This window comes from Sulfuritalea hydrogenivorans sk43H (assembly GCF_000828635.1).
In the GTDB taxonomy this organism is placed as follows: Bacteria; Pseudomonadota; Gammaproteobacteria; order Burkholderiales; family Rhodocyclaceae; genus Sulfuritalea; species Sulfuritalea hydrogenivorans.
The window spans coordinates 137,848-162,310 of sequence record NZ_AP012547.1; the positions used below are offsets into that span (position 1 = coordinate 137,848).

Below are 24,463 nucleotides of genomic sequence, written 5' to 3' on the forward strand. Positions count from 1 at the left end.
GTGTTACTGCTGCTCGAAAGTAAGAAACCATGAGAATCGTCATCCTCGGTGCCGGCCAGGTCGGTGCCTCCGTGGCCGAGGCGCTGGCCTCGGAAATCAACGACGTTACGGTTGTCGACCAGAGCAGTACCTGCCTCGCGCAGCTGGCCGACCGTCTCGATGTGCGCACCGTGACCGGCAATGCGGCCTTGCCCTCGGTATTGCGCAGTGCCGGCATCGAGGATGCCGAAATGCTGGTGGCGGTGACGCAGTCGGACCAGACCAACCTGGTCGCCTGCAAGATCGCGCGTCACATGTTCAACGTGCCGACCCGGATCGCGCGCCTGCGCGGCGCGGACTTCCTCGCCGACGAAGCGTTGCTCGCCGACGACATGTTCGCCGTCAGCCACGCAATCTGTCCGGAGCAGGAGATCACCGACTACATCGCCCGGCTGGTGGCGTTTCCCGAGGCGCTGCAGGTGCTCGAATTCGCCGATGGCAGGGCGACCCTGGTTTGCGTGCGCGCCTATGAAGGGGGGCTGCTGGTCGGCAAACAGATCCAGTCCATGCGCGAGCACCTGCCGCCGCAGGTTGATGCCCGCATCGTGGCGATTTTTCGCGAGCACCAGCCGGTCGACCCCACCGGCAGGACGGTGATCGAAGCCGGCGACGAGGTCTTCCTGCTGGCGGCCAGAGAACATATCCGTCCGGTGCTGCGCGAATTGCGGCGCATGCAGGAGCCGGTGAAGCGGATCATGATCGCCGGCGGCGGCAACATCGGCGCCCGCATCGCCGGGGCGCTGGAAATGAATCACGAAGTCAAGGTCATCGAATGCGATGCGCGCCGTGCCGAGGCCATTGCCGCGCGCTTCAGGGATGCCCTGGTGCTTTGCGGCGAGGCGACCGACGAGAACGTGCTGGCACAGGAAAACATCGACGAGATGGACATGTTCCTCGCCCTGACCAATGACGACGAGGACAACATCATGGCCGCTTCGCTGGCCAAGCGCCTGGGCTGCAAGCGCGTGCTGGCGCTGATCAACCGCCGCGCCTATGCGGACATGGTGCAGGGCGGGCCGATCGACATCGGCCTCTCGCCGGCGCAGGTCTCCATCGGCTCGCTGCTGACGTTCGTGCGCCATGGCGACGTGGCGCGGGTGCATAGCCTGCGCCGGGGCGCCGCCGAGGCGCTGGAACTGATCGTGCATGGCGACCGCGACAGTTCGAAGGTGGTCGGCCGCCGCATCGCGGACCTGCCGGTGATCAAGGGCGCGCATATTGGCGCCATCCTGCGCAAGGGCCCGCCGAAGACAGCCTTGCAGGACGGCATCCCGGTGACGGTCTCGGGCGACGAGGTCATCATCCCGCATCACGATACGACGATCGAGGCCGGCGACCATGTCGTGGTGTTCTGCACCCGCAAGGCACAGATACCGCAGGTGGAAAAGCTGTTCCAGGTCAGTGCCAATTTCTTCTGAGCACGGGACAGCCTGACCATGGAACGCTACTACCCGGTGGTTCGCGTCTTCGGCGTGCTGCTGATGGGTTTTGCGCTGGCCATGCTGGTGCCGCTGGTTGTTTCCTGGTCGCTGCATGACGGCGCCGAATCGGCCTACGACGAAGCCTTCCTGCTCACCTTCGGCACCGGTGCGACGCTGTGGTGGGCGGCGCGCCGAGAGAAGCGCGAACTCAAGGTGCGCGACGGCTTCCTCATGGTGGTCATGGTCTGGTCGCTGTTGCCGGTGTTTGCCGGGCTGCCATTGATCCTGCATCTCGGCGTGTCCTTCACCGATGCCTACTTCGAGGCAATGTCGGGGCTGACCACTACCGGCTCCACCGTGCTGTCGAATCTCGACACGCTGCCACTGTCGATCAATCTCTGGCGCGGGATGATGGTCTGGCTGGGCGGCATGGGCCTGATCGTGCTGGCCGTGGCCGTGCTGCCGCTGCTCGGCATCGGCGGCCGGCAGATGTTCAAGGCCGAAACGCCGGGACCGATGAAGGATTCTCAGTTGACGCCGCGCATGACACAAACCGCCAAGGGGCTCTGGGCCGTCTATGCGGGCGTGACCGTGCTGTGCATCTTCAGCCTGCGTTGGGCCGGCATGAGCTGGTTCGATGCCGTGATGCACGCCTTCACCACCATGGGGCTGGGCGGATTTTCCAGTCACGATGCGAGCTTCGGTTACTGGAATTCGCCGCTGATCGAGGCCGTGACGATCGTGTTCATGCTGGCGGCCGGGATGAACTTCGCGACCATGTTCCTCGCGCTGCACGGGCGTTCCTTCCAGCCCTACCTGCGCGATCCGGAAGCGCGCTGGTTTCTCGGCGTGACGTTCGCCAGCGTGCTCGGCATCGCGATTTACCTGTGGGCAATGGGGACCTACCCGGAGTTCATGACGGCCCTGCGCCATTCCGCCTTCAACGTCGTCTCGATCGCCACCACCACGGGCTATGCCAGCGTCGACTACAATTTGTGGCCCTTCTTCGCGCCGCTGTGGATGCTGTTCCTCTGCAGCTTCGTCACCAGCGCCGGGTCCACCGGCGGCGGCATCAAGATGATCCGCGCCATCATTCTCTACAAGCAAGTGTATCGGGAACTGCTGCGCGCGATGCACCCGAACATTGCCTGGCCGGTGCGCATCGGCGACAACCCGGTGCCGCACAACATTCTGTTTGCCGTGCTGGCCTTCGGCTTCATGTACATGGCCAGCATTGTTTCGCTGACCCTGCTGATGTCGCTCTCCGGCCTGGACATCGTCACCGCCTTCTCCGCCGTGGTCGCCAGCATCAACAACACCGGACCGGGATTGAACCAGGTCGGTCCGGCGACCACCTACGAAATCCTGACCGATTTTCAGACCTGGGTATGCAGCTTCGCCATGCTGCTCGGCCGGCTGGAGATCTTCACCTTGCTCGTGGTGCTGACACCGGCCTTCTGGCGGCGCTAGAACTTTGGTCGGAGGCGAACACGGCTGCATGCCCTTGGCTTTGCATGCCGGGGATGCCCCTTCGGGGGCCGGCAACTCCGCTTCGCGGGCAGGCAGTGCGATAATTCGTCTTTGCCTCGCCGGATAGCACCTTATGTCACCCTCGACCCGCCCCAAGAACGATACCTTCCTGCGCGCATTGCTGCGCGAACCCGTCGAGTACACGCCGGTCTGGCTGATGCGCCAGGCCGGACGCTACCTGCCCGAGTACAACGAGACGCGCCGCCGCGCCGGCAACTTCCTCAATCTCTGCAAGAACCCGCAACTCGCCTGCGAAGTCACGCTGCAGCCGCTGGCGCGCTTCGAGCTCGATGCGGCGATCCTGTTTTCAGACATCCTCACCGTGCCCGACGCGATGGGCCTCGGCCTGTATTTCGCCGAAGGCGAAGGGCCGAAGTTCGAGCGGCCGCTGCGCGAGGAATGGGCGATTCGCGATCTGACGGCCCCGGATCCCAACGTGCACCTGCGCTACGTGATGGATGCCGTGGCCGAGATTCGGCGCGCGCTGGGCGGCTCGGTGCCGCTGATCGGCTTTTCCGGCAGCCCGTGGACCCTGGCCTGCTATATGGTCGAGGGCGGCTCCGGCTCGGCGACCGACTACCGCACGGTCAAGACCATGCTCTACGATCGTCCCGACCTGATGCACCACATTCTCGATGTCACGGCGACGGCAGTGACGGATTACCTAAACGCGCAGATTGAATCCGGCGCGCAGGCCGTGATGATTTTCGATTCCTGGGGCGGCGCGCTGTCGCACGCGGCCTATCGCGAATTCTCGCTGGCCTACATGCAGCGCATCGTGGCCGGCCTCAAGCGCGAGCATGGCGGCGAGCGCGTGCCCTGCATCGTGTTCACCAAGGGTGGCGGCCAGTGGCTGGAGGCGATCGCCGACATCGGCTGCGACGCGGTCGGCCTCGACTGGACCACCGATCTGGGCGAGGCACGCCGGCGCGTCGGCGGTCGTGTTGCGTTGCAGGGCAATCTTGATCCGATGGCCCTGTTCGCTTCACCGGAGAAGGTGGCCGCCGAAGCGCGGCGCGTGCTGGACAGTTTCGGCACCGATGCCGGTGGCGGAAACAGTTCCGGCGGACATGTCTTCAATCTTGGTCATGGCATTTCGCAATTCACGCCGCCCGAGAACGTGAAAGTTTTGGTTGACACCGTGCACAGCCACAGCCGGCGCGGGTCCGCGCGCGGCTGATTTGCCAAGCCAAGGGCGGTGCGGTACGGGCCGCTTCCCCGCCCGAAAAAGGCCGCCCGGCAAGGCTTGCCAAGAGGACAAAAAAGTGCCTCCTGGCGTTGACTTATTCACAGAAATCCGTACGGGGCAGCAAGTCCTTTGCTTGACCGGTGTTTTTACCGGCGCCTAATGTAACTCGTTGATTTTTAACTGTCTTATTTTGTTCAAATATTGCACAGAGATGAAAATCGCCTTGTCGGACGGTCACTTAGGGTTTTCACTGAACCCTTACTCACAAAGTTATCCACAGAATTTGTGGGTAAGCAGTTTTCTCTTTTATAGCAACAGCTTGAGGGCTTATGCCAAGGTTTTCTCGAGCATTGATCGGCAAGCATCTGACCCGGCATGAACATCGTTCGCGTTGCCCTCGATTTGCCGCTGCCGAGACTTTTTGATTATCTCGCGCCGGACTCTGCCCAAAGTGATATCGGTCGACGGGTAATCGTGCCCTTCGGCAAGGCTTCGCGGACCGGAGTGATCATCGAGGTCGCGGCGGCGAGCGAACACCCGGACGACAAGCTGAAAGCCGTCACGGAGATTTTGCGCGACATGCCGGCACTGCCTCCGGAATGGTTGGCCCTCTGCGAATTCTGCGCGCGCTATTACCAGACGCCGCTGGGCGAAGTGACTTCCTTCGCGCTGCCGCCGATGCTGCGACGCGGCAAGCTGCCACGGATCAGGAAGGCTGCGCAGAAGATCGCCGTTCCGCCCCCGACACCCTTGCCGCAACTGCTGGCTTCCCAGCAGGCAGCGGTCGACGCCATTGTCGAGGTCGCCGGTTTTCACACGCTGTTGCTGCACGGCGTCACCGGCAGCGGCAAGACCGAGGTCTATCTGCGCGCCATCGACGCCGTTCTCGCGCGCGGCGGCCAGGCGCTGATGCTGGTGCCGGAGATCGCGCTGACGCCGCAACTCGAAGGCCGCGTCGCGGCGCGCTTTCCCGCCGCGCACATCGTCTGCGCCAACAGCGGCATGGCCGATGCGGCGCGCGCGCGGGGCTTTCTCGATGCGCTCGCGGGCCGCGCCGACATCGTGCTCGGCACCCGCCTTGCGGTCTTCATGCCCATGCCGCGCCTGCAACTGATCGTCGTCGACGAGGAACACGATGCCTCCTTCAAGCAGCAGGACGGCCTGCGCTATTCGGCGCGCGATGTCGCGGTCTGGCGCGCCCATCAGTTAAGCATTCCGATCGTGCTGGGTTCGGCGACCCCCTCGCTGGAGACCTTCCATCACGCCAGCACCGGGCGTTACAAGATGCTGGAACTGCCCGAGCGCGCCGTGGCCGACGCCATGCCGGTGGTGCGCATCGTCGACACGCGGCGCGAGAAGTTGCAGGAAGGCCTTTCCGCCGCACTGCTCGCCGGCCTGCAGCAGCGGCTCGAGCGCGGCGAGCAGAGCCTGGTCTTCCTCAATCGCCGCGGCTATGCGCCGGTGCTGGCCTGTCCGCCCTGCGGCTGGATTTCGCGCTGCCAGCGCTGCGCCGCCAACCTGGTGCTGCACCTGGCCGACCAGCGCCTGCGCTGCCACCATTGCGGCTTCGAAACCCGCGTGCCGCGCGCCTGCCCCGACTGCGGCAACGTCGACCTGCTGCCTTTCGGGCGCGGCACGCAGCGCCTTGAAACCATGCTCGCCGAGCGCTTTCCCGAAGCCAGCGTGCTGCGCATCGACCGCGACTCCGCGAGCACGCCGAAAAAGTGGCAGGCGCTGCTCGCCACCATCCACGAAGGCTCCGCCGACATCCTCGTCGGCACCCAGATGCTGGCCAAGGGCCATGACTTTCCGCTGCTCACCCTGGTGGGTGCGGTTGGCGCCGATGCCGCGCTGTTCGCCGCCGACTTCCGCGCCCCCGAACGGCTCTTCGCGCAACTCATGCAGGTCGGCGGCCGCAGCGGACGCGCCGACCTGCCCGGCGAGGTGCTGATCCAGACCGAGTATCCCGATCATCCGCTGTACCGGGCGCTGGTCGACCACGACTACGTGCGCTTCGCCCGCAGCCAGCTCGACGAGCGCCGCATTGCCGGTTTTCCACCCTTCAGCTTCCAGGCCATGCTGCGCGCCGAAGCGCGCAGCATGGAGCAGTCGCTGGCCTTCCTCGCCGCCGCGCGCGAAGCCGCCACGATCTTGCCAAATTCGCTGGCCGACGCCGTCACGCTCTACGATCCGGTGCCGATGCGCCTGCAGCGCCTGATGACGCTGGAGCGCGGCCAACTGCTGGTCGAATCGCTCAGTCGTCCGGCCTTGCAGGCCTTTCTGACGGCGTGGATGGAAAAGCTCTACGCGCTGAAAATGCCCGGCGGCTTGCGCTGGCATCTGGACGTGGACCCGCTGGAGTTCTAGGGAATCGCTGAATAAGCCACCGCAAAATGCGACAGCGAATTGAAATCGAGACGGAATTGTGATGGCAATGTCATGTGCATTGGATAGTGGGCCGTATTCAAGCCTGGATTCGGGGAATTCTCCCGATTCCTGCTCATGCCGGACGCACCTCTCCCATCAGAGGTCGGCCCCATTTGCTGATGTTGAGCATCGCCAGCATGGCGAAAGCGCGGTTGGCATTCTTCGCCAAGCCGCGATAGCGAACCTTGGCAAATCCCCACAGGCGCTTCAAGGTAAGAAACGGGTGCTCGACCTTGGAACGCACACTGGACTTGCGCCGGTTGGTTTCCTTGTCGGCTTCGCTCAAGGGATGATTCTTGTAGGCGCGTTTGTTGGTGAAGTCTTTCGCCTTCGGCGCAATGTCCTTGAGTCGTTCCCGCTGCTGCTTGCCCCGGTAGGCACTGTCACCGTAGAAACGGGTTTCCTCGCCATGCAGCAGGTTCGGCACTTGGTGGCTGTCATGGACATTCGCCGCAGTGACGCTCGCGCTATGAACCAGGCCCGTCTGACTGTCGGTGCCAATGTGCAGCTTCATGCCGAAGTGCCACTCGTTGCCCTTTTTGGTTTGATGCATCTCGGGGTCACGGCGTTTCTCTTGATTCTTGGTCGAGGGGGGCGCAGCGATCAGTGTGGCATCGACAATCGTGCCACCGGACAGCTTCATGCCGTTGGCCAGCAGCAATTCGCCCACCTTGGCGAACAGCGCCGCGCCCAGCTTGTGCTCTTCCATCAAGTGACGAAAGTGAAGCAAGGTCGTCGAATCGGGCGCCCGTTCGCGGCCAAAATCGAATCGGCAGAAGTCTCGAAACACGGCCACGTCGTAGAGCGCGTCTTCGCAGGCTTCGTCGCTCAGGTTGAACCAATTGGCGACGCAGTACATCCGCAGCATCCGCTCTACACCCACCGGCGGACGGCCATTCCCGGCCTTCGGGTAATGCGGCTCGATCAACGCACAGAACTCGGCCCACGGCATCAAGCCGTCCATTCTCGCCAGAAATTCCGCCTTGCGCGTCGTTCGGCCGTGCTTCTCGAATCCTTTCACTGCCGCCAGCGTCATCTGCTTCATCGTCTTGTCTCCTGTGATCACAACCCTTTGTCTGACTCCATGACAAAGAAATCGTTCACGGCGTTTGTACCTTATTCAGCGTTTCCCTAGGCTTTCCTCAGGAACCAGAGCCAGCTTGCCGCCTGCAGCGCCAGCAGCCCGGCAAACGTCGCCTGGTAGGCGTCGCGCGTGGCGTAACCGCCGGCCTGCAAGCCATCCACCACCGCGCCGAATCCCCACTGGATCAAGAAGGCACCGACGAATACCATCAGGTTCAGCGCGGTGTTGACGCGGCCGGCCAGTGCTGCGCCGTAGTGGCCCTGCAACAGCGCGTAGGCGAGGTTGCCGGCCGAAAAAACCAGGCCGAAGATGAACCACAAGGGTTCGCCGGGTTCGGCGCCGAGCACGATCAGCAAGGTCGCCAGCAGACCGATCCCCATGCCGGCCTGCAACAGCCGCAGCGGCGTCACGCCGCGCGCCGCCAGCGGCGCGACGCCGAAGGCGATGCCGAGAAAGCCGATCAGCATGCCGCTGCCCATCAGCAGCAAGTGATGGGCGGCGGCTGCGCGCGGCAGGCCCGCGAAGTTCATCAGCCAGGGCACCGCCCACAATCCCTGCAATGCCAGGAAGCCGCCGACGATCAGCGTCGATTGCGGCGCATAGCGCCAGAAGGCGCGACTGGTGAGGATCTCGACGAGGCCGGCGAGCTGGGTGCGCAGCGGTTCGGCGTGCGCGCTGCCGGTCTTGTCCGGCGTGCTGAAGATGGCGACGGCGGCGGCCGCGCCGGCAATGGCCAGCGCAACGAACACGGCGCGCCAGCCGAACTGGGGAATCGCCCACGCCAGCGGCGTCGAGGCGGTGAGCGCGCCGAGGCCGCCCGCGGCCATGATGGCGGCATTGAGCGAAGCCTGCCGTTCGATGCCGAACCACTGGCTGAAGGCCTTGAAGGAGGCCATCAGGCAGGACGACACACCTAGTCCGATCAACGCGCGGGCCACTGCCAGTTCGGAGAGCGAGTTGCCGGCGGCGAACAGCGCGCAGCCGGCGGCGGCGATCAGCAACAGGAAGGCTTCGACGCGGCGCGCGCCGTAGCGGTCGAGTGCGAGGCCCAGCGGCAACTGCACGGCGCCGAAGGCGAGCAGGTAGGCGCTGGTCAGCAAGCCCAGGTCGGCGGCCGAGACTCCCAGCTCGCGCGTCAGTTCCGGCGCGATGACGGCATTGACGTTGCGCAGGAAGTAGGAGAAATAATAGCCCGCGGCGAAGGGCAGGAAAATTCGCAGCCACAGGTTCATTCATCGCTCCCGTTGCTGCGCAGCCATTCGGCGCGTTCTTCGAGCCGCTGCCTCTTGTCCGGGCTGAGCCCGGGCGCCGCGGCAATACGCAGCAGTTGTTCCAGCGGCGGCCGAGCGGCGTGCAGCACGTCGAGGTATTCGGCGAGCGTCACCGCGCCGGCCGGCCGCGAATCGAGTTCCAGCGTGTCGCCGGCGGCGATCCGGTCGCCGGCGAGGACGCGAAAATACCAGCCGTTGAGGCGTTCGGCGACAATCAGCGCGACCATGCCGTCGACGCCGGCATGGTGGTCGATTTTCCAGCAGGGCGAACGCGGTTGCGAGACCTGGAGGCGCGCCGCGTTGATGCGGAAGACATCGCCGATGCAGACAGTGGCCTCGGTCAGGCCGCGCGTGGACAGGTTTTCGCCAAGGCCGCCGGGGACCATGTGACGCGCCTCGGGAAAGGCGGCGGCGAGTCGCGCGTAATGTTCCGCCGGATAGAGATGCACGGCTTTCTGCGCGCCGCCATGCACGCGACGGTCGGCCTGCTCATCGCCGGCCAGGCCTTCCGTTGTGAGCAGGCAGGGCTCGCGCGTGGCAGTCTTGACGATCGCGCTGCTGCGGCTGTCGCCGGCCAGTTGCGCCACGCGCCCGATGAACAGGCCGTCGAGGGTCGCCGCCAGCGTCATGGCCACAACCACGCCGCGCCGCGCACGCCGGAGGAATCGCCGTGCCGGTGCTTGAGAAGTTTTGTCGCCACCCGATCGGAAAAGACATGTTCGCCCCACAGGCGCGGCACGTTTTCGTAAAGTCGTTCCATGTTTGAAAGTCCGCCACCGAGCACGATCACGTCGGGGTCGAGGATGTTGATGACTTGCGCCAGCGCGCGCGCCAGGCGCGCTTCGTGGCGTTGCAGGGTGACTTCGCACGCTGCGTCGCCATTCGCGGCATGCCGCGCGATATCGAGTGCCGAAAAGTCGGCGCCGGTGACACGGCGATGGTCGGCCGCGAGGCCGGGTCCGGAGAGGTACAGCTCAATACAATCCTTGCGTCCGCAATAGCAAGCGTCCTTGTGGTACTCGCCCGGCATCGGGTTATGGCCCCATTCGCCCGCAATCGCATTGGCACCGGTCAGCAGCTTGCCGTCGACCACGATGCCGCCGCCGACGCCGGTGCCGAGGATCACGCCGAACACCACTCGCGCGCCCGCGCCCGCGCCATCCGCCGCTTCAGACAGCGCAAAGCAGTTCGCGTCGTTGGCGATGCGCACTTCGCGTTGCAGCAGCGCCTCCAGGTCGCGCTTGAGCGGCTGGCCGATCAGGCAGGTCGAGTTGGCGTTCTTGATCAGGCCGGTGTCCAGCGATTCCGCGCCGGGAATGCCGACGCCGACACTCGCCGTACCGGACTCTGTCTGCCGGGGATTCCGCTTCGCGGGCCGGCAAGCGCCGTCCGGGTGGATACCGTCCCTGGCGCAAGTGCGCAGGGACGTAACTCTTGACTCGGCCACCGAGACCAGACCCGCCACCGCATTCAGCGTCCCTCGATAATCGCCTTGCGGCGTCGCCACGCGCTCGCGCAGCAAGACCTCGCCACCGTCGCCGAGCGCGATGATTTCGATCTTGCTGCCGCCGAGATCGACGCCGATCCGCATCAGGGCCTGCTCATTTTCCGAACAGTCCCTTGAGCTTGTCCTTGGCTTTCTCTTCGACCCTGGCCTTGACCTCTTCCTTCTTCGCTTCGACCTTGGTCTTGGCTGCGTCCGACACCAGGCTGCCGAACTCGATCTGGTAGGCGAGTTTGTCGAACGGGCCGCTGACGCGCACCGGCACGGTGACGCCCTTCAACTGGTCGACCTCCTTGCCGCCCTGGCCGGCGCTGGTGCCGACCACGCTGGCCTTGGCGACGTAGTTCATCTGCCCGCCGCCGATGTCGATGTCGCCGGCGCCGGAAAGGCGCAGGAAGGGCGACTTCATGGCGAGGTCGTCGTTGCGGGCGATGCCGTTGGCGATTTTCAGCGAGGCGGTGAGTTCGGAGAAATCGGTCTGGTCACCGGCCTTCGCCTGCTGGGTTTCATCTTGCTTTGCGCCGAGCTTGCCCTTCAGGTCGCGCAGGCTCTGCGCCAGGTTGATGCCCTTGATCGCGCCGTCTTTCAGGCTCACCGCGGCGGACCCGGCCAGCGCCTTCTTCATCGCCGCGACGCTGTCGCCGCGACTGGTGACGTCGAGCGCCACAGTGCCGCGCCCTTCCAGCAGGTCCTTGTCGGCGAGGTCCTTCATCAGCGGGTTGATGCTGATGCCGGAAAGATTCTGTTTGAGGGCGAGGCTGTTTCCCGCCGCGTTGAGCGACAGGCTGCCGCTGGCGGCGCCTTCGTAGAGGTTCAGCGTCAGCGGCGAAACATCAAGGCGGCCGCCGGCGATGGCGATCTTCGCGTTCAGCTTCGCCAGTTTCAGCTTCGACACCTGCAGCGCGCCGATGCGGATCGCGCCATTCACGTCGAGGCCCTTGAGCGCCGAGAAATCGAGTTTGTCCTCTTTTGCCGCCTTGTCCTCGGCCTGCTTCGGCGGCAGGTATTTGTCCACGTTGAGCTGGTCGATGTCGAGGTCGAAACCCAGCGCCAGCGGCGCGAATTTCGCCACCCTCAATTTCGTTGCGATCTTCGATTCGTCGAACTGCGTGGCGAGTTCCAGCGCCGCCGTCTGCTGCGCCAGGTCGGCGCGCAGGCTGCCGCCGAGTGGCAGCTTGAGCTGCTTCATGGGCATCCGCGGATTGGCCAGGTCGATGCTGCCGGCGATCTGTTCCAGCGCGAATGTCTGCGCCGCGAGCTTCGCCGCCACCGGCGAATCAAGATGGGCCTTGAGTGCCGTCTCGCCCGACTTCGCGTCGAGGTCTAGGGTCAGCTTGCCGATTTTCAAGTCCTGTGCGTTGCCATCGATGGCCGACAGTCCCAGCTTGACCGCCGCCGTGCTGGCGCCGTCCGCAAACGTCGCGGCGAGGGACAGGGCGTCGATGGCCAATGCCTGCTTCGCGCTGTCGGCCTGCACGCGCCCGGTGCCGAAATCGAGCCTGGAAAGCGCCGCGGTGCCGCCGCTCTTCTCGTCGCGCCAGGTGAATTGCGCATTCGCCACCTTGATGCCGGCAATGTCGATCTGCAACGGCGTACTCGCCGTACCGCCAGCGCCGACTCTCGACCTTTCCTCATTGCCGCCCATGAGGTCGGCAATGTTGAGCGTGCCGTCCTTCCGCTTCACCACCGTCGCCTTGAGGCCATCGACCTCGATGCGCCTTACCCGCACCTGCTTCGACAGCAGCGGCATCACCGCCACCGCGACGCGCGCCGAGTCGAGTGCGAGGAATTCCTCCTTGCCGCCGCGCTCGGACAGCGTCAGGCGGCCCACCCTGATGCTCACATCCGGCCATATCGAGAGTTCCAGCGTGCCGGCGATGTCGAGCCTGCGCTGGGTTTTCTCCAGCACGGTACGGCTGGCTTCGGCCTTGATCTTCTCGCCGTCGAACAATGCGTACAGCACGCCGACGCCCGCGGCGAGCAGGGCGAGCAGGAGTCCAAGGGTGATGCCGAGAATGCGGAGTACTTTCATGAAAGCAGGTTTTCCTTGTGGCGAACGCCAAGAGTAGCAGACGGAGCGCTCGCCGCCTCGACGAGCGGCGGGTTCAGGGAATTGATGCCCCCCTAATCATTCCTGATTTGCCACGGCGCATACCCCGAACTATCCTGCCTGCCATGCAAACCGGCCCCAGGGAAATCCTCACCCCGTTCCGCCCGATCCCGCTCGACGTGCCGGAGGGGATGAAGCCGAACGAGTTCTTCAACAGCGCCGAAAACCTCAAGGACCTGGTGCACAACAACGGCCTGCTGCAGAACCCCGAGGGCCTGCTGCTCTACCGCAAGGCGCTCGGCCACAGCAACGAGTTCGACGCCTCGATCATCTACAACACCTCGCAGAGCATCCTCGATCCGCTCGGCCGCCCGGTGCGGCGCACGCAGGTGCCGGAGCCGGTGAAGAACGTCTGGAACCGCATGAACCAGATCGTCATCGACTACATGCTGGAGCGCTACCCCGACCCGGCGCGGCATCTGGTGCTGGCCGGCGAAGCCAGCCTCGACGCCACCTGGCCGTTGACCTCGCCCGGCGTGCCGAGCATCCGCATGCTGCACAACCATTTCATCGTCTTCGACCAGGCCGGGTTGCGCATGGCGCCGCTGGCCGACGCCGACAACCCGAACCTCACCGACGGCGGCCAGCACTCGCTGTTCCAGGCGCACATGCGCGAGGTCTACCGCGCCTTTTTCGCCGGCCTCGACTTGCAAATCCTCCGCCCGTGCGAGGAGGGTGCCAGCCGCATTGCGCTGACCGGCTATCCGCAGGGCCTGCCGAGCTGGGAGATCCAGGGTGGGGCGGCGGCGCTGAAGGAGGTGCGCTTCTGGAAGGAATACGACACCCTGCTCAAGGGCTTCATCGATTTCTATCGCAGCTTCTTCAGCCAGGTGTCGACGCGCAACGCGGCCATGCCGCGCGACATCAACTTCCCCGAGCTGGTGGAGAACAAGCTGCAGTTCAACAACGATTTCCTCAAGACGGCGAAGATGGTGCGCGAGCGCTGCATCACCGACGCCAAGTACGCCAACGCGATCCGCTGGCAACCGGCTTTCAAGCAGCTGATCTACCGCAATGACGCCGGCAAGCTCATCGTCACCATCAGCCAGAACTCGATCGGCAACGCGATCACCGAACTGCTCGGCGTGGTGGTCAAGCGCACGCCCGACGCCGATGCCTACGGCCGAGCCGAGCCGGCGCTGATCGCCCAGCTGCTGGAAGTGCGCCGCCGGCTGGTCGAAGCCGACCTCGGCGAAGGCATCGCCACGCCCAGCTGGGCGGCTCGATAACGGGCGAAAAACCGGCGCATAATCAATCACGAAGCGCCGCGGCGTCATTGGTGAGTGCCGATGACGGCCAACGCGGTCGAGCGGTGGTTGATCTCATGCATATTCATGGTCTCAGCGTCGAGCAAGCCCTCGCCAGCCTGAACACCACGGCCGCCGGCCTCGCTGGGCCCGAAGCGGCGCGGCGGCTGGCGGAATTCGGCCCCAACCATGTCGAGGAAGTGGGCCGCGAGCACCTGCTGATCGGCTTCGCCCGCGAGTTCACCCACTTTTTTGCCATCATCCTGTGGATCGGCGCCGCGCTGGCGTTTCTTGCGGAGCATTTCGATCCGGGCCAGGGCATGGCCCGCCTCGGCGTGGCGATTGTCGGCGTCATCATCGTCAATGGCGTGTTTTCCTTCTGGCAGGAATACAAGGCCGAGAAGGCCGTGGCCGCGCTGCGCCAGTTGCTGCCGCAGAAGGTGCAGGTGTTGCGCGGCGGGGAGGTGACGCAACTGCTCGCCAGCGGCCTGGTGCCCGGTGACGTCGTGCTGCTGGCCGAAGGCGATTTCGTGCCGGCCGACTGCCGCCTGATCGAAACCTTAGCGCTGCGCGTGAACACGGCCACCATCACCGGCGAATCGCTGCCCAAGGCGCGCACCACAGAGGCGAGCACCGAAGACTCGCCGGTGTATGCCAGGAACCTGGTGTTGGCCGGCACCTCGGTGGTCTCCGGCGAGGCGCGCGCGGTGGTCTACGCCACCGGCATGCGCACCGAGTTCGGCCGCATCGCCCACCTGACGCAAACGGCGGGCACCGGGTCCTCGCCGCTGCAGCGCGAGATTGCGCGACTGTCGCGCATCGTCGCGGTGCTCGCCACTGGCATGGGCGTGGTGCTGTACTTCGTCGGCCAGGCCGTGGGCCTGCCTCCCCTGGAGAACCTGCTGTTCGCGATCGGCATCATCGTCGCCAACGTGCCGGAGGGCCTGCTGCCGACGGTGACCTTGTCGCTGGCCATGGCGACGCAGCGCATGGCCAGGCGCAATGCGCTGGTGCGCCACCTGCCGGCGGTCGAGGCGCTGGGGTCGACCACCACGATCTGCTGCGACAAGACCGGCACGCTGACGCAGAACCGCATGTCGGTGCAGCGCCTGTGGCTGGGCGGTGGCTTCCTCGATGTCGGCGATCTGGCAGGGCAAGCGCGATTGCGCGAAGACAATCGCGAGTTGTTCGCCAATGCCGCGTTCTGCCACAACCTGAAGATCGTCGAGGCGAACGGCCGCCACAAGCTGCTGGGTGACCCGATGGAAGCGGCATTGGCGAGCATCGGGCGGCAAATGACCGGCGAACTGGCCGCCTACCGGCGCATTGACGAAATTCCCTTCGACACCGACCGCAAGCGGATGTCGGTACTGTGCGCAACGCCGCGGGGCCGCATGCTCTACTGCAAGGGCGCGCCGGAAACGGTGATCGCCGCCTGCGGTCATGTGCAGTTCGACGCCGGCCTTGTTCCGCTCGATCCGGTGGTGCGAACCCGCCTGCTGGCGGCGCAGCGCCAGATGGCCGAGGCCGGGCTGCGCGTGCTGGCTTTCGCGCATGTCGCAGTCCCCGATGGCATGCCAGGCGAAGAGCACGGCATGATCCTCTCCGGCCTGGTCGGGCTGGAAGATCCGCCGCGACCGGAAGTGCCGGAGGCGGTGGCGCGCTGTGCCACGGCCGGCATTCGCATCATCATGGTCACCGGCGACCATCCGCAGACGGCACTGGCGATCGCGCGCCGGATCGGCATGGTGAAAACCGAAAACCCGATGGTGATCAGTGGCGACCAGCTCCGCTCGATCTCGCCGGCGCAATTGCAGCTGGCGCTCGACGCGAAGGAGATCATCTTCGCCCGCGTCGCCGCCGAGCAGAAAATGCTGATCGTCCAGGCCCTGCAGAAGAAGGGCGAGATCGTCGCCGTCACCGGCGACGGCGTGAACGACGCGCCGGCGCTGAAGACCGCCGACATCGGCATTGCCATGGGCATCGGCGGCACCGACGTGGCCAAGGAGGCCGCCGACCTGATCCTGCTCGACGACAACTTCGCCAGCATCGTCGCCGCGATCGAGGAAGGGCGCGCGGTGTTCGACAACATCCGCAAGTTCCTCACCTACATCCTGAGTTCGAACATTCCGGAACTGGTGCCCTACCTCGCCTTCGTCCTGTTCCGCATTCCGCTGCCGCTGACCATCATCCAGATCCTCGCCGTCGACCTCGGCACCGACATGCTGCCGGCGCTGGCCCTGGGCGCCGAGAAGCCCGATCCCGGCGTGATGCAGCGCCCACCGCGGGCGCGCCACGAGCGCCTGCTGTCATGGAGTTTGCTGGCTCGCGCCTACCTGTTCCTCGGCGTGCTGGAAGCGGCGGCGGCGATGGCGGTGTTCTTCGTCGTACTCAACGCCGCCGGCTGGACCTGGGGCGTCAACCTCGACCGCACCGATCCGCTCTACCTGCAGGCAACCTCGGCCTGCCTGGCGACCATCGTGGTGATGCAGATGATGAATGTCGTGCTGTGCCGCCACCCTTCCAAATCGGCATTCGCCCTCGGGCTCTTCGGCAACCGCTACATCCTGATGGGGCTCGCGGCGGAGCTCGCGGTGATCCTGTTCATCATCTACACCCCGCCCGGCCAATGGCTGTTCGGCACGGCCGCGATCGGCGCCGAGGTCTGGCTGCTGGCGCTGGTCGGTGCGGCGCTGATGTGGGCGCTGGAAGAAATGCGCAAGGCCTGGCTGAGGCGCAGGCTCAGTCCCTGAGGTAGTGCACCGCCAGCCAGACCGTCGGCGCATCGGCCGCGGTCCACTCGACGCGGTGACGGCGCATCGGCTCGATCAGCAGCCAGTCGCCGGCGCTCAGATGGCGCGCTGCCGCCTCATCCTCGAAGCGCAGCAGCGCTGCGCCGCTGACCAGCAAGACCCACTCGGCTTCCGGCTGTTCATACCAGAAACCCGGCGGGCTGGCCTGGCCCGTGGAGACGATGCGCTCGATGCGCACGCCGGGCCGCGCCAGCAGGGTTTCGATGCGTTCGCTGGCCTCGGGTTCGGCCGGCAGGCCGGCAAGGATATTGCCCGCCATCAATCGCTTTGCGGCGCTTCGCGCAGCGCCTTCCTTTGCAGCAGGCAATGCAGCAAAGCCTGGTCGTCGGGCGCCAGCTCGCCATCCGCATCGCTGCCCCGGAAATGGCGGCGGAAGGCTGCGCGCGCGGCGGCCGGCGCAGTGGTGTCATAGCCCAGCGCCTGCAGGCCCAGCACTGCGTCGAAGCCGGCTGGCGCGACCGCGGGTGGCGTATCGCACCACAGGCCGAAACCGTGCGCGGCCAATCGTTGCCAGGGGAACAACCGGCTCGGGTCGACCTTGCGCGTCGGCGCGATGTCGCCATGGCCGAGGATGTTGGCTGCCGGCAGGCGGTAGCGCGTGCGCAACTCGTCGAGCAGGGAGAGCAGGGCGACGATCTGCGCGTCGGCGAATTCCTCTGCGCCGGTGTTGTCGAGTTCGATGCCGATCGATGCCGAGTTGAGGTCGGTCAGACCGCCCCACCAGGATTCACCGGCATGCCAGGCGCGCGCCGCTTCGTCGACCAGCTGCATGACGGCGCCGTCACGGCCGATTAGGTAATGGGCGCTGACGCGGCGCTGGGGATCGGTCAATGTCACCATCGCCCGTGCCACGGTGTCATTGGTGGTCTGGTGCAGGACGACGAAGTTGGGCCGGCGCTGGTCGAAGTTCGGCGAGGGTTGCCAACTGGCGCCGCGCCCCTGGCCGGAAGGCAGCGGGGCACAGGCCGCGAGTGCTGCAAGCAGGAGGACGGCAAGCCCGCAGCGCATGGGCGGCGCTCGTCAGGTCGTGACGATCGGCTTGCTGAGTCGCGCGCGACTTTGCGCCTCGGACTTGTTCATTTCGGATACCTGGCGGCCATAGGCTTCACGTGCGGCCTGGCCCTGGCGGGTGGCCTCGATGCTGCGGATGCAGCGCCAGCGCTTGCCTGCCTTGGTTTCGATCTGGCGCATTTCCGATTTCGGATGATGCTGGCGGCAGTGGTAGCAAAAAGCGGTTTCAGCCATGCCCGGGAACTCGTACAAGTTGAAGCCGTAATTGTAAACCGAGTTGCGACAATGATCCTATAGACTTCAATCAGGCAAAAGCCCGGGCCGGCCATCCAGCGCAACCGGCTTGTTCCATGGCGCCAAGGTGCGGCGCCCATTTTTTGACTTGCGAATACACTTTGGATACTTCTCCGGACATCGGCCTTGCCGCTGAACTGCCCCTCTATCAGGGCATCGCCATTGCCGACGTGGTGCTGGTGGCCTCCGCGGAAGCGGCTGCCGAAGCCCTGCGGGTCCTGTTGGCGCAGGAGGTCATGGGTTTCGATACGGAATCGAAGCCGACCTTCAACAAGGGCGAAGCCTCGACCGGACCGCACCTGATCCAGCTTGCCACGGAATCGCGGGTCTACCTTTTCCAGGTCGACCGCCTGGTCGATCCGGCCGGCATGAAGGCGATCCTCGAAGCGAAACGGATCCTGAAGGTGGGCTTCGGCCTTGACAGCGACCTGGCGCAACTGCGATCGCGTCTGGGTATCGAGGCGCAAGGCGTTCTCGATCTCTCCCGTGTCCTGCGCGGCGAGCAACGCCACCACACGCTCGGCGCCAAGACCGCCGTGGCGAAGTATTTCGGCCAGCGGCTGCAGAAGTCGAAAAGGACCACCACGTCGAACTGGGGCAATCCGCGCCTGACCGAACGGCAGATGCTCTACGCCGCCAATGACGCGCAGGTCGCGCTGCGGGTCTATCATGCCGCGCGTCTGTCCGATCCCTCGCTGGGCGAAGCGCTGCGCGGCGACGGCGCCCGGCCGCGCGAAATGAGCGATGCCGAAAGCCGGCAGCTGATCGCCAGGCACACGCCGATGGTCAGGCAGATCGCGCAGGGCCTGGCGAAAGGCTTGCCGTCCAGTGTCGCGACGGAAGACCTGATCCAGGATGGCCTGCTGGGCCTGATGGATGCCGTGATCCGTTCCAGTCGGGAAGTGACGGAACGCCAGTTCGAGAAATACATTGCGCAGCGGGTGCGCGGCGCCATGCTCGACGGCTTGCGCGCCACCGACGGCGGCACGCGCAGGGTGCGGCGCGAGATGCGCCGGGTCGAAGTCGCGATCCATCAGCTCGGGCACCGGCTGGGCCGGGCTCCCCGCGAGGGGGAAGTCGCCGATGCCCTGGGCATGCCCATTGCCGAGTATCAACGTTTGCTGCAGGAATCCCACGGCTATTCGCTGATTTCGCTGGATGATCTCGGCGGCGACGCGGACAGCGACTATCTCGAACAATGCGCCAGCAGCCAGCAGGATCCGCTGGTGGTGCTGCAACGCGCCGCCTTTCGCGCGGCGCTGGGTGGCGCGCTCGGCGCATTGCCCGACCAGGAGCAGGCAGTGGTGGCGCGCTACTACGGCGAAGGCCGCACCATGCGCGAGATCGGCGAACTGCTGGACATCAGCGAAGGCCGCGTGTCGCAGATTCATTCGCAGGCCATCGCGCGACTGCGCGTTGCCGTGATCGGCGGCGAGCCGGAACGCTCGGTACTGGCGCCGCGCCGCAAGGCCCGTTCCGCCTAGTTCGGCCCCCGGCATGCCCGCTTCTTCGTTCCGCCTCGGTGCCCGCGAGGGCTTCCGCAGCTTCCTGCCCATGTCCGTCGGCCTGATTCCATGGGCACTGGTTACCGGCATGGCCATGATCAGCGCCGGCTTTACGCCCGCACAGGCGATGGGCATGAACCTGATCGTCTTTGCCGGCACCGCCCAGCTCGGCACCCTGCCGCTGATCGCGGCCGGCGTGCCCCTGTGGCTGATCGTGGTCACGGCGCTGGCGCTGAACCTGCGCTTCGTCATTTTCAGCGCGGCCATCGCGCAAGGCTTTCGCGGCGTCGGCACGCCGACGCGCTGGCTTGCGGGACACCTGCTGACCGATGGCGTCTTCGCCAATTGCCTGGAGAAGATGCTGAAGGTCGACGATCCGCGCTGGCGGCTCGGCTACTACCTCGCGCCCTCGGTCTGGTCCTGGTTGCTGTGGCAGGTCTTCGCCCTGATCGGGGTATTTGCCGCGGGTTCGATCCCGAAACACTGGTCGCTGGAGTTCATGGCCACCATCGCCCTGCTGGTGCTGCTGATCCCGCTGGCGAAGCAGCGGCCCATGCTGGTGGCCGCCCTCGGCAGCGGCGCGACGGCGATACTCCTGCGCGGCATGCCGCTGCGCCTCGGGCTGATCGTCGCCATCGTGGTCGGCATCGGCGCCGGTTTTGCCGCCGAGCACTGGAGCCGGAAGGATGAAGCCGCATGAGCGCCGAGGCGACCCTGTGGCTGAGCTTTGTCCTGATCGGTCTGGCGACGACGCTGCCGCGCGCCAGCTTCATCGTCCTCGGCAGCCGGGTGCGCCTGCCCTCGGTGCTGCAGCGCGCCCTGCGTTATGCCCCGGCAGCGGCGCTGGCGGCCATCGTCACGCCGGACGTGCTGGTGGTCTCGGGCGATTTTGCGCCGCTCAATCCGAAACTTGCCGGCGTGATTGCCGCCGTTGCGGCGGCGCTGCTGTGGCGCAACCCCTGGTTGCCCTTCGTCGCCGGCATGGCGGTGCTGCTCGGGCTGCGCGCGCTGATCGGCGGCTAGGCAAGACGGGAACAGGGGCGGAAGACGCCACCTGATCAAGCTTCCGAAGAGGTGAAACTCTCCCCCAGAAGTAATACCATCGCGAATGGCCGCGGCATTTCGGCCCGTCTCCTTGTGCATGACAGGAGGGTTGGGTTTGATGAAGCAGCGAATCAGCAAGAGCGAGTTGAGTGTCGGCCAGCCCATACCGTGGGATGCCTATGATCAGGATGGCGTCCTGCTGCTGCGCCGCGGCGAGACCGTGCCGAGCCAGAAGGCCATCGACCGGCTCATCGACAGCGGGCTCTTCGCGCACAAGGAAGAGCCGGATGCCGGCCGGGGCCATGACGCCGCGATTGACGAAAAGTCGAGCACGCTGCAGCAGATCGTCGATGCGCGACGGATTCTGGCAAGCATCCTTGCCCACTCCTCCGAGAGCGGCGACGGCTTTGCCCCCCGCATGGAGAAGCTGGTTCAGGCCGTGCGCAACGCCAGCGAGTCGCACGGCGCGGTGAGCCTGGCGTCGATCCTGCTGATGCAGGACGCGGATTATCGGGTCAGGCATCCGATCAACGTGGCGATCCTGAGTCATTTCCTGGCCAGGGAGCTGTCCCTGGACGACGCGGCGCAACAGCTCATCGTGGCCGCCGCCCTGACCATGAACCTGGGGATGTACGAGGTGCAGGAAAAGGTCGATGCGATTCCCGGCGCATTGAACGACAAGCTGATGTCCATGATCAGGCGGCATCCGGAGCTCGGCGTCGAACGCCTGGCGAAGCTGGGCGTCACCGACGAAAAGTGGCTCGCCCTGGTTCGCCAGCACCACGAATGCATCGACGGCTCGGGTTATCCGGCGGGTCTTGCGGGAGACGCGACCGAAATGGGCGCAAAAATCATCGGCCTCGCCGACCGCTTTTGCGCGATGGTGTCGGTCCGCGGCTACCGCCCGCCGCACAAGCCGAATACGGCGGTGCGGGATCTCTACCTGAAGCACGGCCAGAAGATCGATCCCGTCGTTGCCGCCACGCTGATCCGTCTCGTCGGCATTTATCCGCTCGGCACCCTGGTGCGCCTCAAGACCGCGGAGGTCGCGGTAGTCACCGGCGCGGGCAATGGGCCCGATACGCCCGCCGTGCATGCCGTCATCAGTCGCGGCGGCGCCCAGCTCGAGGTGGCGTCCCATCGCAAGACGCACCTGGCCGACTTCGCCATCGAAGAAGTCCTGACGATCGACAAGCTCAAGATTCCGATCCGGATGGCGAGCATCTGGGGCAAGGACGCAAAGCTTGCCTGAAGCAGGCCCATGGCCGCTCATGGCACCGAGCGCCACCCGCCGAAGATGACAAACGCGAAGGGCGAATTGGTCGCCCGCCCCCCTTCCGCTGCGCGCATCCATTACCCGAGACTTCGAACAATGTGTCTAGTTAAGTCTTCTTCGCCCGCGGATGCGCGGCGTCGTAGATTTTCGCCAGATGCTGGAAATCGAGATGGGTATAGATCTGCGTCGCGGCGATGCTGGCGTGGCCCAGCATTTCCTGCACCGCGCGCAGGTCGCCCGAGGATTGCAGCACGTGCGAGGCAAACGAGTGGCGCAGCATGTGCGGATGAACGTGCACGCCGACGCCCTGCCGTTGCGCCCATTGCGCGAGGCGGCCTTGCACTTGCCTCGGCGTCAGGCGCGTGCCGTTGCGGCCGAGGAACAGCGCCGGCTGGTCGTCGCGCACGAAGTGCGGGCGCAGTTTCAGCCAGGCCCGCAGCGCGGCGATCGCCTTGTCGCCGACCGGCACGGTGCGCGTCTTCCGCCGCTTGCCGGTGACGGTGACTTCGCCCGCCGCCAGGTCGAGCCCGCCGGGGAAGTCGAGGCCGACCAGTTCGGACAGGCGCAGGCCGGAGGAATAGAACAACTCGAAGATGGCCGCATCGCGCACCTGCAGCGGGTCATTTGCCAAACTCGTGTTTGGGACTGTCGCCGACCGGTCGAGCAGGGCGGCCGCCTGGTCGATGCCCAGCGCCTTGGGCAGCGCGCGCACGCGCTTCGGCGCGCGCAGGCCGTCGGCCGGATTGAGGGCGATCACGCCGCGCCGTGCCAGCCAGGTGTAATAGCTGCGCCAGGCCGACAGCGTGCGGGCGATGGAGCGCGGCGCCAGTTCCTGCGCATGCAGCTGCATCAGGCCGCGCCGCAGTTGCGGCGTCTTCAGCGCCGGCAGCGAGCTGCCGGCGGCCAGCGCGGTCAGGCGCGCGAGGTCGCGGCGATAGGCGTCGAGCGTGTGCGGGCTGGCGCGCCGCTGTATCGCAAGCTCGGCGAGAAAGTTCTCGACCGAGCTGCTCATGGCTGGAAGCTGCGAGTTCATCGAAAACCTTACCGCGGAGGCGCAGAGGCGCAGAGGGGTCGCAGAGGAAAGCTCTGATAACCAACCGATATCGACGCAGACTTACTCTGCGTTCTCTGCGCCTCCGCGGTGAAATGTTTTTTCACACGCTCTCAATTGGAGACCCGCAGCAGCGCCGCCGAGGCCATCTCGCCGATGCGTTCCAGGTACAGCGTGCCGAGCTCCGGGTAGAAGCGGTGCGGCTCTTCGCTGGCCATCACCAGCAGGCCGAAGCAGACGCCACCGGATTCGCGCAGCGGCACCTGGGTCATCGAGCGCAGATGCGTCGCGGCGTCGCCGAACCAGGCCAGCGACTCCTGCCCCGTCACGGTGCCGCAATAGGGCCGCGGCAGGCCGGAGGTGAAGGCCTTGACCGTATCGGCGACGGCGTCGAATTCGTGGCCGTCGCCCTGGCCCGCGCCCCACAGGCGCAGGGTCACATGCGGCACGGCGAAAGCGCCGCCGAGGTGCGAGTACAGGGCGCGCACCACGGCCGCCTGATCGGGGGCCGAGATCAGCGCCACGGCGAGCCCATGCACCTTGTCGGAAATGGAGTCGTTCTCTTCGCCGAAGCCGATCAGGTCGGCCAGCTTGGCCTCCAGCGTGCGCACCTTGTCGCGCAGCGTGAACAACTGTTTCTCGGTGATCGAGATGGCGCGTCCGCTGTGCGGATCGGGCAGGGTCACCAGGGTCAGCATTTCGGCGTATTGGTCGAAGAATTCCGGGTGATCGTGGAGGTAGCGGGCGACGTCTTCCGATTTCATGTCAGGGCTTTCAGAGGTTGTTCGGGAGTTCGATTTCAGCGGTGAATACGGTGGTCGCCGGGCCGGTCATCATGACTGGCGAGTTTGCGCCGCCCCAGGCGATGGACAGCTCGCCGCCGCGTGTGGCGACGCGCACCGGCGAATCCAGCAGGCCGCGGCGGATGCCGGCGACCACGGCGGCGCAGGCGCCGGTGCCGCAAGCCAGGGTCTCTCCGGCGCCGCGCTCGTACACCCGCAGGCGGATGGCATGGCGGTCGACGATCTGCATGAAGCCGGCATTGACCCGGCGCGGGAAGCGCGGATGCGCCTCGATCAGCGGGCCGAGTTGCGCCACGGGCGCGGCATCGACATCGGCCACCACCTGCACGGCATGCGGGTTGCCCATCGAGACCACGCTGATGTCGATCGTCGCATCGCCGACCATGAGCGGCTGCACCACGGCATCGGTCGCGCTGTCGAAGGGAATCTCGGCCGGCAGGAAGCGCGGCGCGCCCATGTCCACGTTGACCTGGCCGTCGGCTTCGAGGCGCGGCGCGATGATCCCGCACTTCGTCTCGACGCGGATTTCGCGCTTTTGCGTCAGGCCCTGCTCATGGACGAAGCGCACGAAGCAGCGCGCGCCGTTGCCGCATTGCTCGACCTCGCCGCCGTCGGCGTTGAAAATGCGGTAGCGGAAATCGACGCCGGGCGTATCGGTCTTCTCGACCACCAGCAACTGGTCGCAGCCGATGCCGAAGTGGCGGTCGGCGAGCCAGCGCGCCTGCTCCGGCGTCGGCACGAAATTCTGGTTGATGGCGTCGAGCACGACGAAATCGTTGCCGAGGCCGTGCATCTTGGTGAAGCGTATCTTCATCCGGCCAGAATACGCCGTATCGCCAGCGCC

At 65.7% G+C, this 24,463-nt stretch carries 21 protein-coding genes; 10 read left to right on the top strand and 11 right to left on the bottom strand.

The features are described from left to right. The first annotated feature begins 29 nt into the window (after positions 1-29). The 4 genes from trkA to SUTH_RS00650 all read left to right on the top strand — a co-directional run bounded on the left by trkA (position 30) and on the right by SUTH_RS00650 (position 6,546). Positions 30-1,457 (top strand): Trk system potassium transporter TrkA, encoded by a 1,428-nt coding sequence (trkA, locus tag SUTH_RS00635; RefSeq protein ID WP_041096287.1) that lies wholly within the window; start codon positions 30-32, stop codon positions 1,455-1,457. Between the two features lie 18 nt (positions 1,458-1,475). Beyond that, on the top strand, positions 1,476-2,930 hold the full coding sequence (locus SUTH_RS00640; RefSeq protein ID WP_041096289.1) for a TrkH family potassium uptake protein: 1,455 nt from the start codon (positions 1,476-1,478) through the stop codon (positions 2,928-2,930). Between the two features lie 133 nt (positions 2,931-3,063). Next, positions 3,064-4,170: a uroporphyrinogen decarboxylase gene (hemE, locus tag SUTH_RS00645; protein ID WP_041096291.1), complete on the top strand. Its 1,107-nt coding sequence runs from the start codon at positions 3,064-3,066 to the stop codon at positions 4,168-4,170. Positions 4,171-4,554: 384 nt separating this feature from the next. Continuing rightward, the gene (locus SUTH_RS00650; protein ID WP_041096293.1) at positions 4,555-6,546 is read left to right on the top strand and encodes a primosomal protein N'; all 1,992 of its coding nucleotides are present in this window, start codon (positions 4,555-4,557) and stop codon (positions 6,544-6,546) included. A 133-nt stretch (positions 6,547-6,679) separates the two neighbouring features. Here SUTH_RS00650 and SUTH_RS00655 read toward each other — a convergent pair whose 3' ends face one another. The 5 genes from SUTH_RS00655 to SUTH_RS00675 form a co-directional block, all read right to left on the bottom strand. Next, the gene (locus SUTH_RS00655) at positions 6,680-7,651 is read right to left on the bottom strand and encodes an IS5 family transposase (RefSeq protein ID WP_041096297.1); all 972 of its coding nucleotides are present in this window, start codon (positions 7,649-7,651) and stop codon (positions 6,680-6,682) included. 86 nt (positions 7,652-7,737) lie between these two features. Beyond that, positions 7,738-8,922, bottom strand: coding sequence for an MFS transporter (locus tag SUTH_RS00660; protein ID WP_041096299.1), 1,185 nt, complete (start codon positions 8,920-8,922; stop codon positions 7,738-7,740). Next, on the bottom strand, positions 8,919-9,602 hold the full coding sequence (locus tag SUTH_RS00665; protein ID WP_197539625.1) for an MOSC domain-containing protein: 684 nt from the start codon (positions 9,600-9,602) through the stop codon (positions 8,919-8,921). The genes SUTH_RS00660 and SUTH_RS00665 overlap by 4 nt, the downstream gene beginning before the upstream one ends. Next, the gene (locus tag SUTH_RS00670; protein ID WP_041096303.1) at positions 9,587-10,552 is read right to left on the bottom strand and encodes an ROK family protein; all 966 of its coding nucleotides are present in this window, start codon (positions 10,550-10,552) and stop codon (positions 9,587-9,589) included. The genes SUTH_RS00665 and SUTH_RS00670 overlap by 16 nt, the downstream gene beginning before the upstream one ends. Positions 10,553-10,562: 10 nt before the next feature. Beyond that, a complete protein-coding gene (locus SUTH_RS00675; RefSeq protein WP_052473001.1) occupies positions 10,563-12,497 on the bottom strand; it encodes an AsmA family protein in 1,935 nt (644 codons plus the stop codon). 143 nt (positions 12,498-12,640) lie between these two features. Here SUTH_RS00675 and SUTH_RS00680 point away from each other — a divergent pair, with 143 nt between their 5' ends. Next, positions 12,641-13,804: a hypothetical protein gene (locus SUTH_RS00680; RefSeq protein WP_041096305.1), complete on the top strand. Its 1,164-nt coding sequence runs from the start codon at positions 12,641-12,643 to the stop codon at positions 13,802-13,804. Between the two features lie 83 nt (positions 13,805-13,887). After that, positions 13,888-16,575, top strand: a complete 2,688-nt coding sequence (locus SUTH_RS00685) for a cation-translocating P-type ATPase (protein WP_231851072.1) — start codon at positions 13,888-13,890, stop codon at positions 16,573-16,575. On the opposite strand, the gene SUTH_RS00690 is transcribed toward SUTH_RS00685, so the two are convergent. From SUTH_RS00690 to SUTH_RS00700, 3 genes are read right to left on the bottom strand one after another with little or no spacing between them, the layout of a single operon-like run. After that, positions 16,565-16,894 carry a cupin domain-containing protein gene (locus SUTH_RS00690; RefSeq protein ID WP_041096307.1) on the bottom strand — a complete coding sequence of 110 codons (330 nt, stop codon included), beginning with the start codon at positions 16,892-16,894 and terminating at the stop codon, positions 16,565-16,567. The genes SUTH_RS00685 and SUTH_RS00690 overlap by 11 nt on opposite strands. Further along, positions 16,894-17,643, bottom strand: a complete 750-nt coding sequence (locus tag SUTH_RS00695) for an N-acetylmuramoyl-L-alanine amidase (RefSeq protein WP_041096309.1) — start codon at positions 17,641-17,643, stop codon at positions 16,894-16,896. Before SUTH_RS00695 ends, SUTH_RS00690 begins: the two co-directional genes overlap by 1 nt. A gap of 12 nt (positions 17,644-17,655) precedes the next feature. Further along, entirely contained in the window at positions 17,656-17,880 is a 225-nt protein-coding gene (locus SUTH_RS00700; RefSeq protein WP_041096311.1) for a hypothetical protein, read from the bottom strand. A 161-nt stretch (positions 17,881-18,041) separates the two neighbouring features. Here SUTH_RS00700 and fliA point away from each other — a divergent pair, with 161 nt between their 5' ends. The 4 genes from fliA to SUTH_RS00725 all read left to right on the top strand — a co-directional run bounded on the left by fliA (position 18,042) and on the right by SUTH_RS00725 (position 21,741). Next, positions 18,042-19,424 carry an RNA polymerase sigma factor FliA gene (gene fliA / locus SUTH_RS19840; protein ID WP_197539626.1) on the top strand — a complete coding sequence of 461 codons (1,383 nt, stop codon included), beginning with the start codon at positions 18,042-18,044 and terminating at the stop codon, positions 19,422-19,424. A gap of 13 nt (positions 19,425-19,437) precedes the next feature. Then, positions 19,438-20,145 (top strand): AzlC family ABC transporter permease, encoded by a 708-nt coding sequence (locus SUTH_RS00715; protein ID WP_041096313.1) that lies wholly within the window; start codon positions 19,438-19,440, stop codon positions 20,143-20,145. Continuing rightward, positions 20,142-20,468, top strand: coding sequence for an AzlD domain-containing protein (locus tag SUTH_RS00720; RefSeq protein ID WP_041096315.1), 327 nt, complete (start codon positions 20,142-20,144; stop codon positions 20,466-20,468). The genes SUTH_RS00715 and SUTH_RS00720 overlap by 4 nt, the downstream gene beginning before the upstream one ends. A gap of 139 nt (positions 20,469-20,607) precedes the next feature. Next, on the top strand, positions 20,608-21,741 hold the full coding sequence (locus SUTH_RS00725; RefSeq protein WP_171817291.1) for an HD-GYP domain-containing protein: 1,134 nt from the start codon (positions 20,608-20,610) through the stop codon (positions 21,739-21,741). 130 nt (positions 21,742-21,871) lie between these two features. Here SUTH_RS00725 and xerC read toward each other — a convergent pair whose 3' ends face one another. The 3 genes from xerC to dapF all read right to left on the bottom strand — a co-directional run bounded on the left by xerC (position 21,872) and on the right by dapF (position 24,433). Continuing rightward, the gene (gene xerC, locus SUTH_RS00730) at positions 21,872-22,777 is read right to left on the bottom strand and encodes a tyrosine recombinase XerC (RefSeq protein ID WP_269450465.1); all 906 of its coding nucleotides are present in this window, start codon (positions 22,775-22,777) and stop codon (positions 21,872-21,874) included. A 152-nt stretch (positions 22,778-22,929) separates the two neighbouring features. Beyond that, positions 22,930-23,580, bottom strand: coding sequence for a DUF484 family protein (locus SUTH_RS00735; protein ID WP_041096320.1), 651 nt, complete (start codon positions 23,578-23,580; stop codon positions 22,930-22,932). Between the two features lie 10 nt (positions 23,581-23,590). Beyond that, positions 23,591-24,433, bottom strand: a complete 843-nt coding sequence (gene dapF, locus SUTH_RS00740; protein ID WP_041096322.1) for a diaminopimelate epimerase — start codon at positions 24,431-24,433, stop codon at positions 23,591-23,593. Between the last annotated feature and the right edge of the window lie 30 nt (positions 24,434-24,463).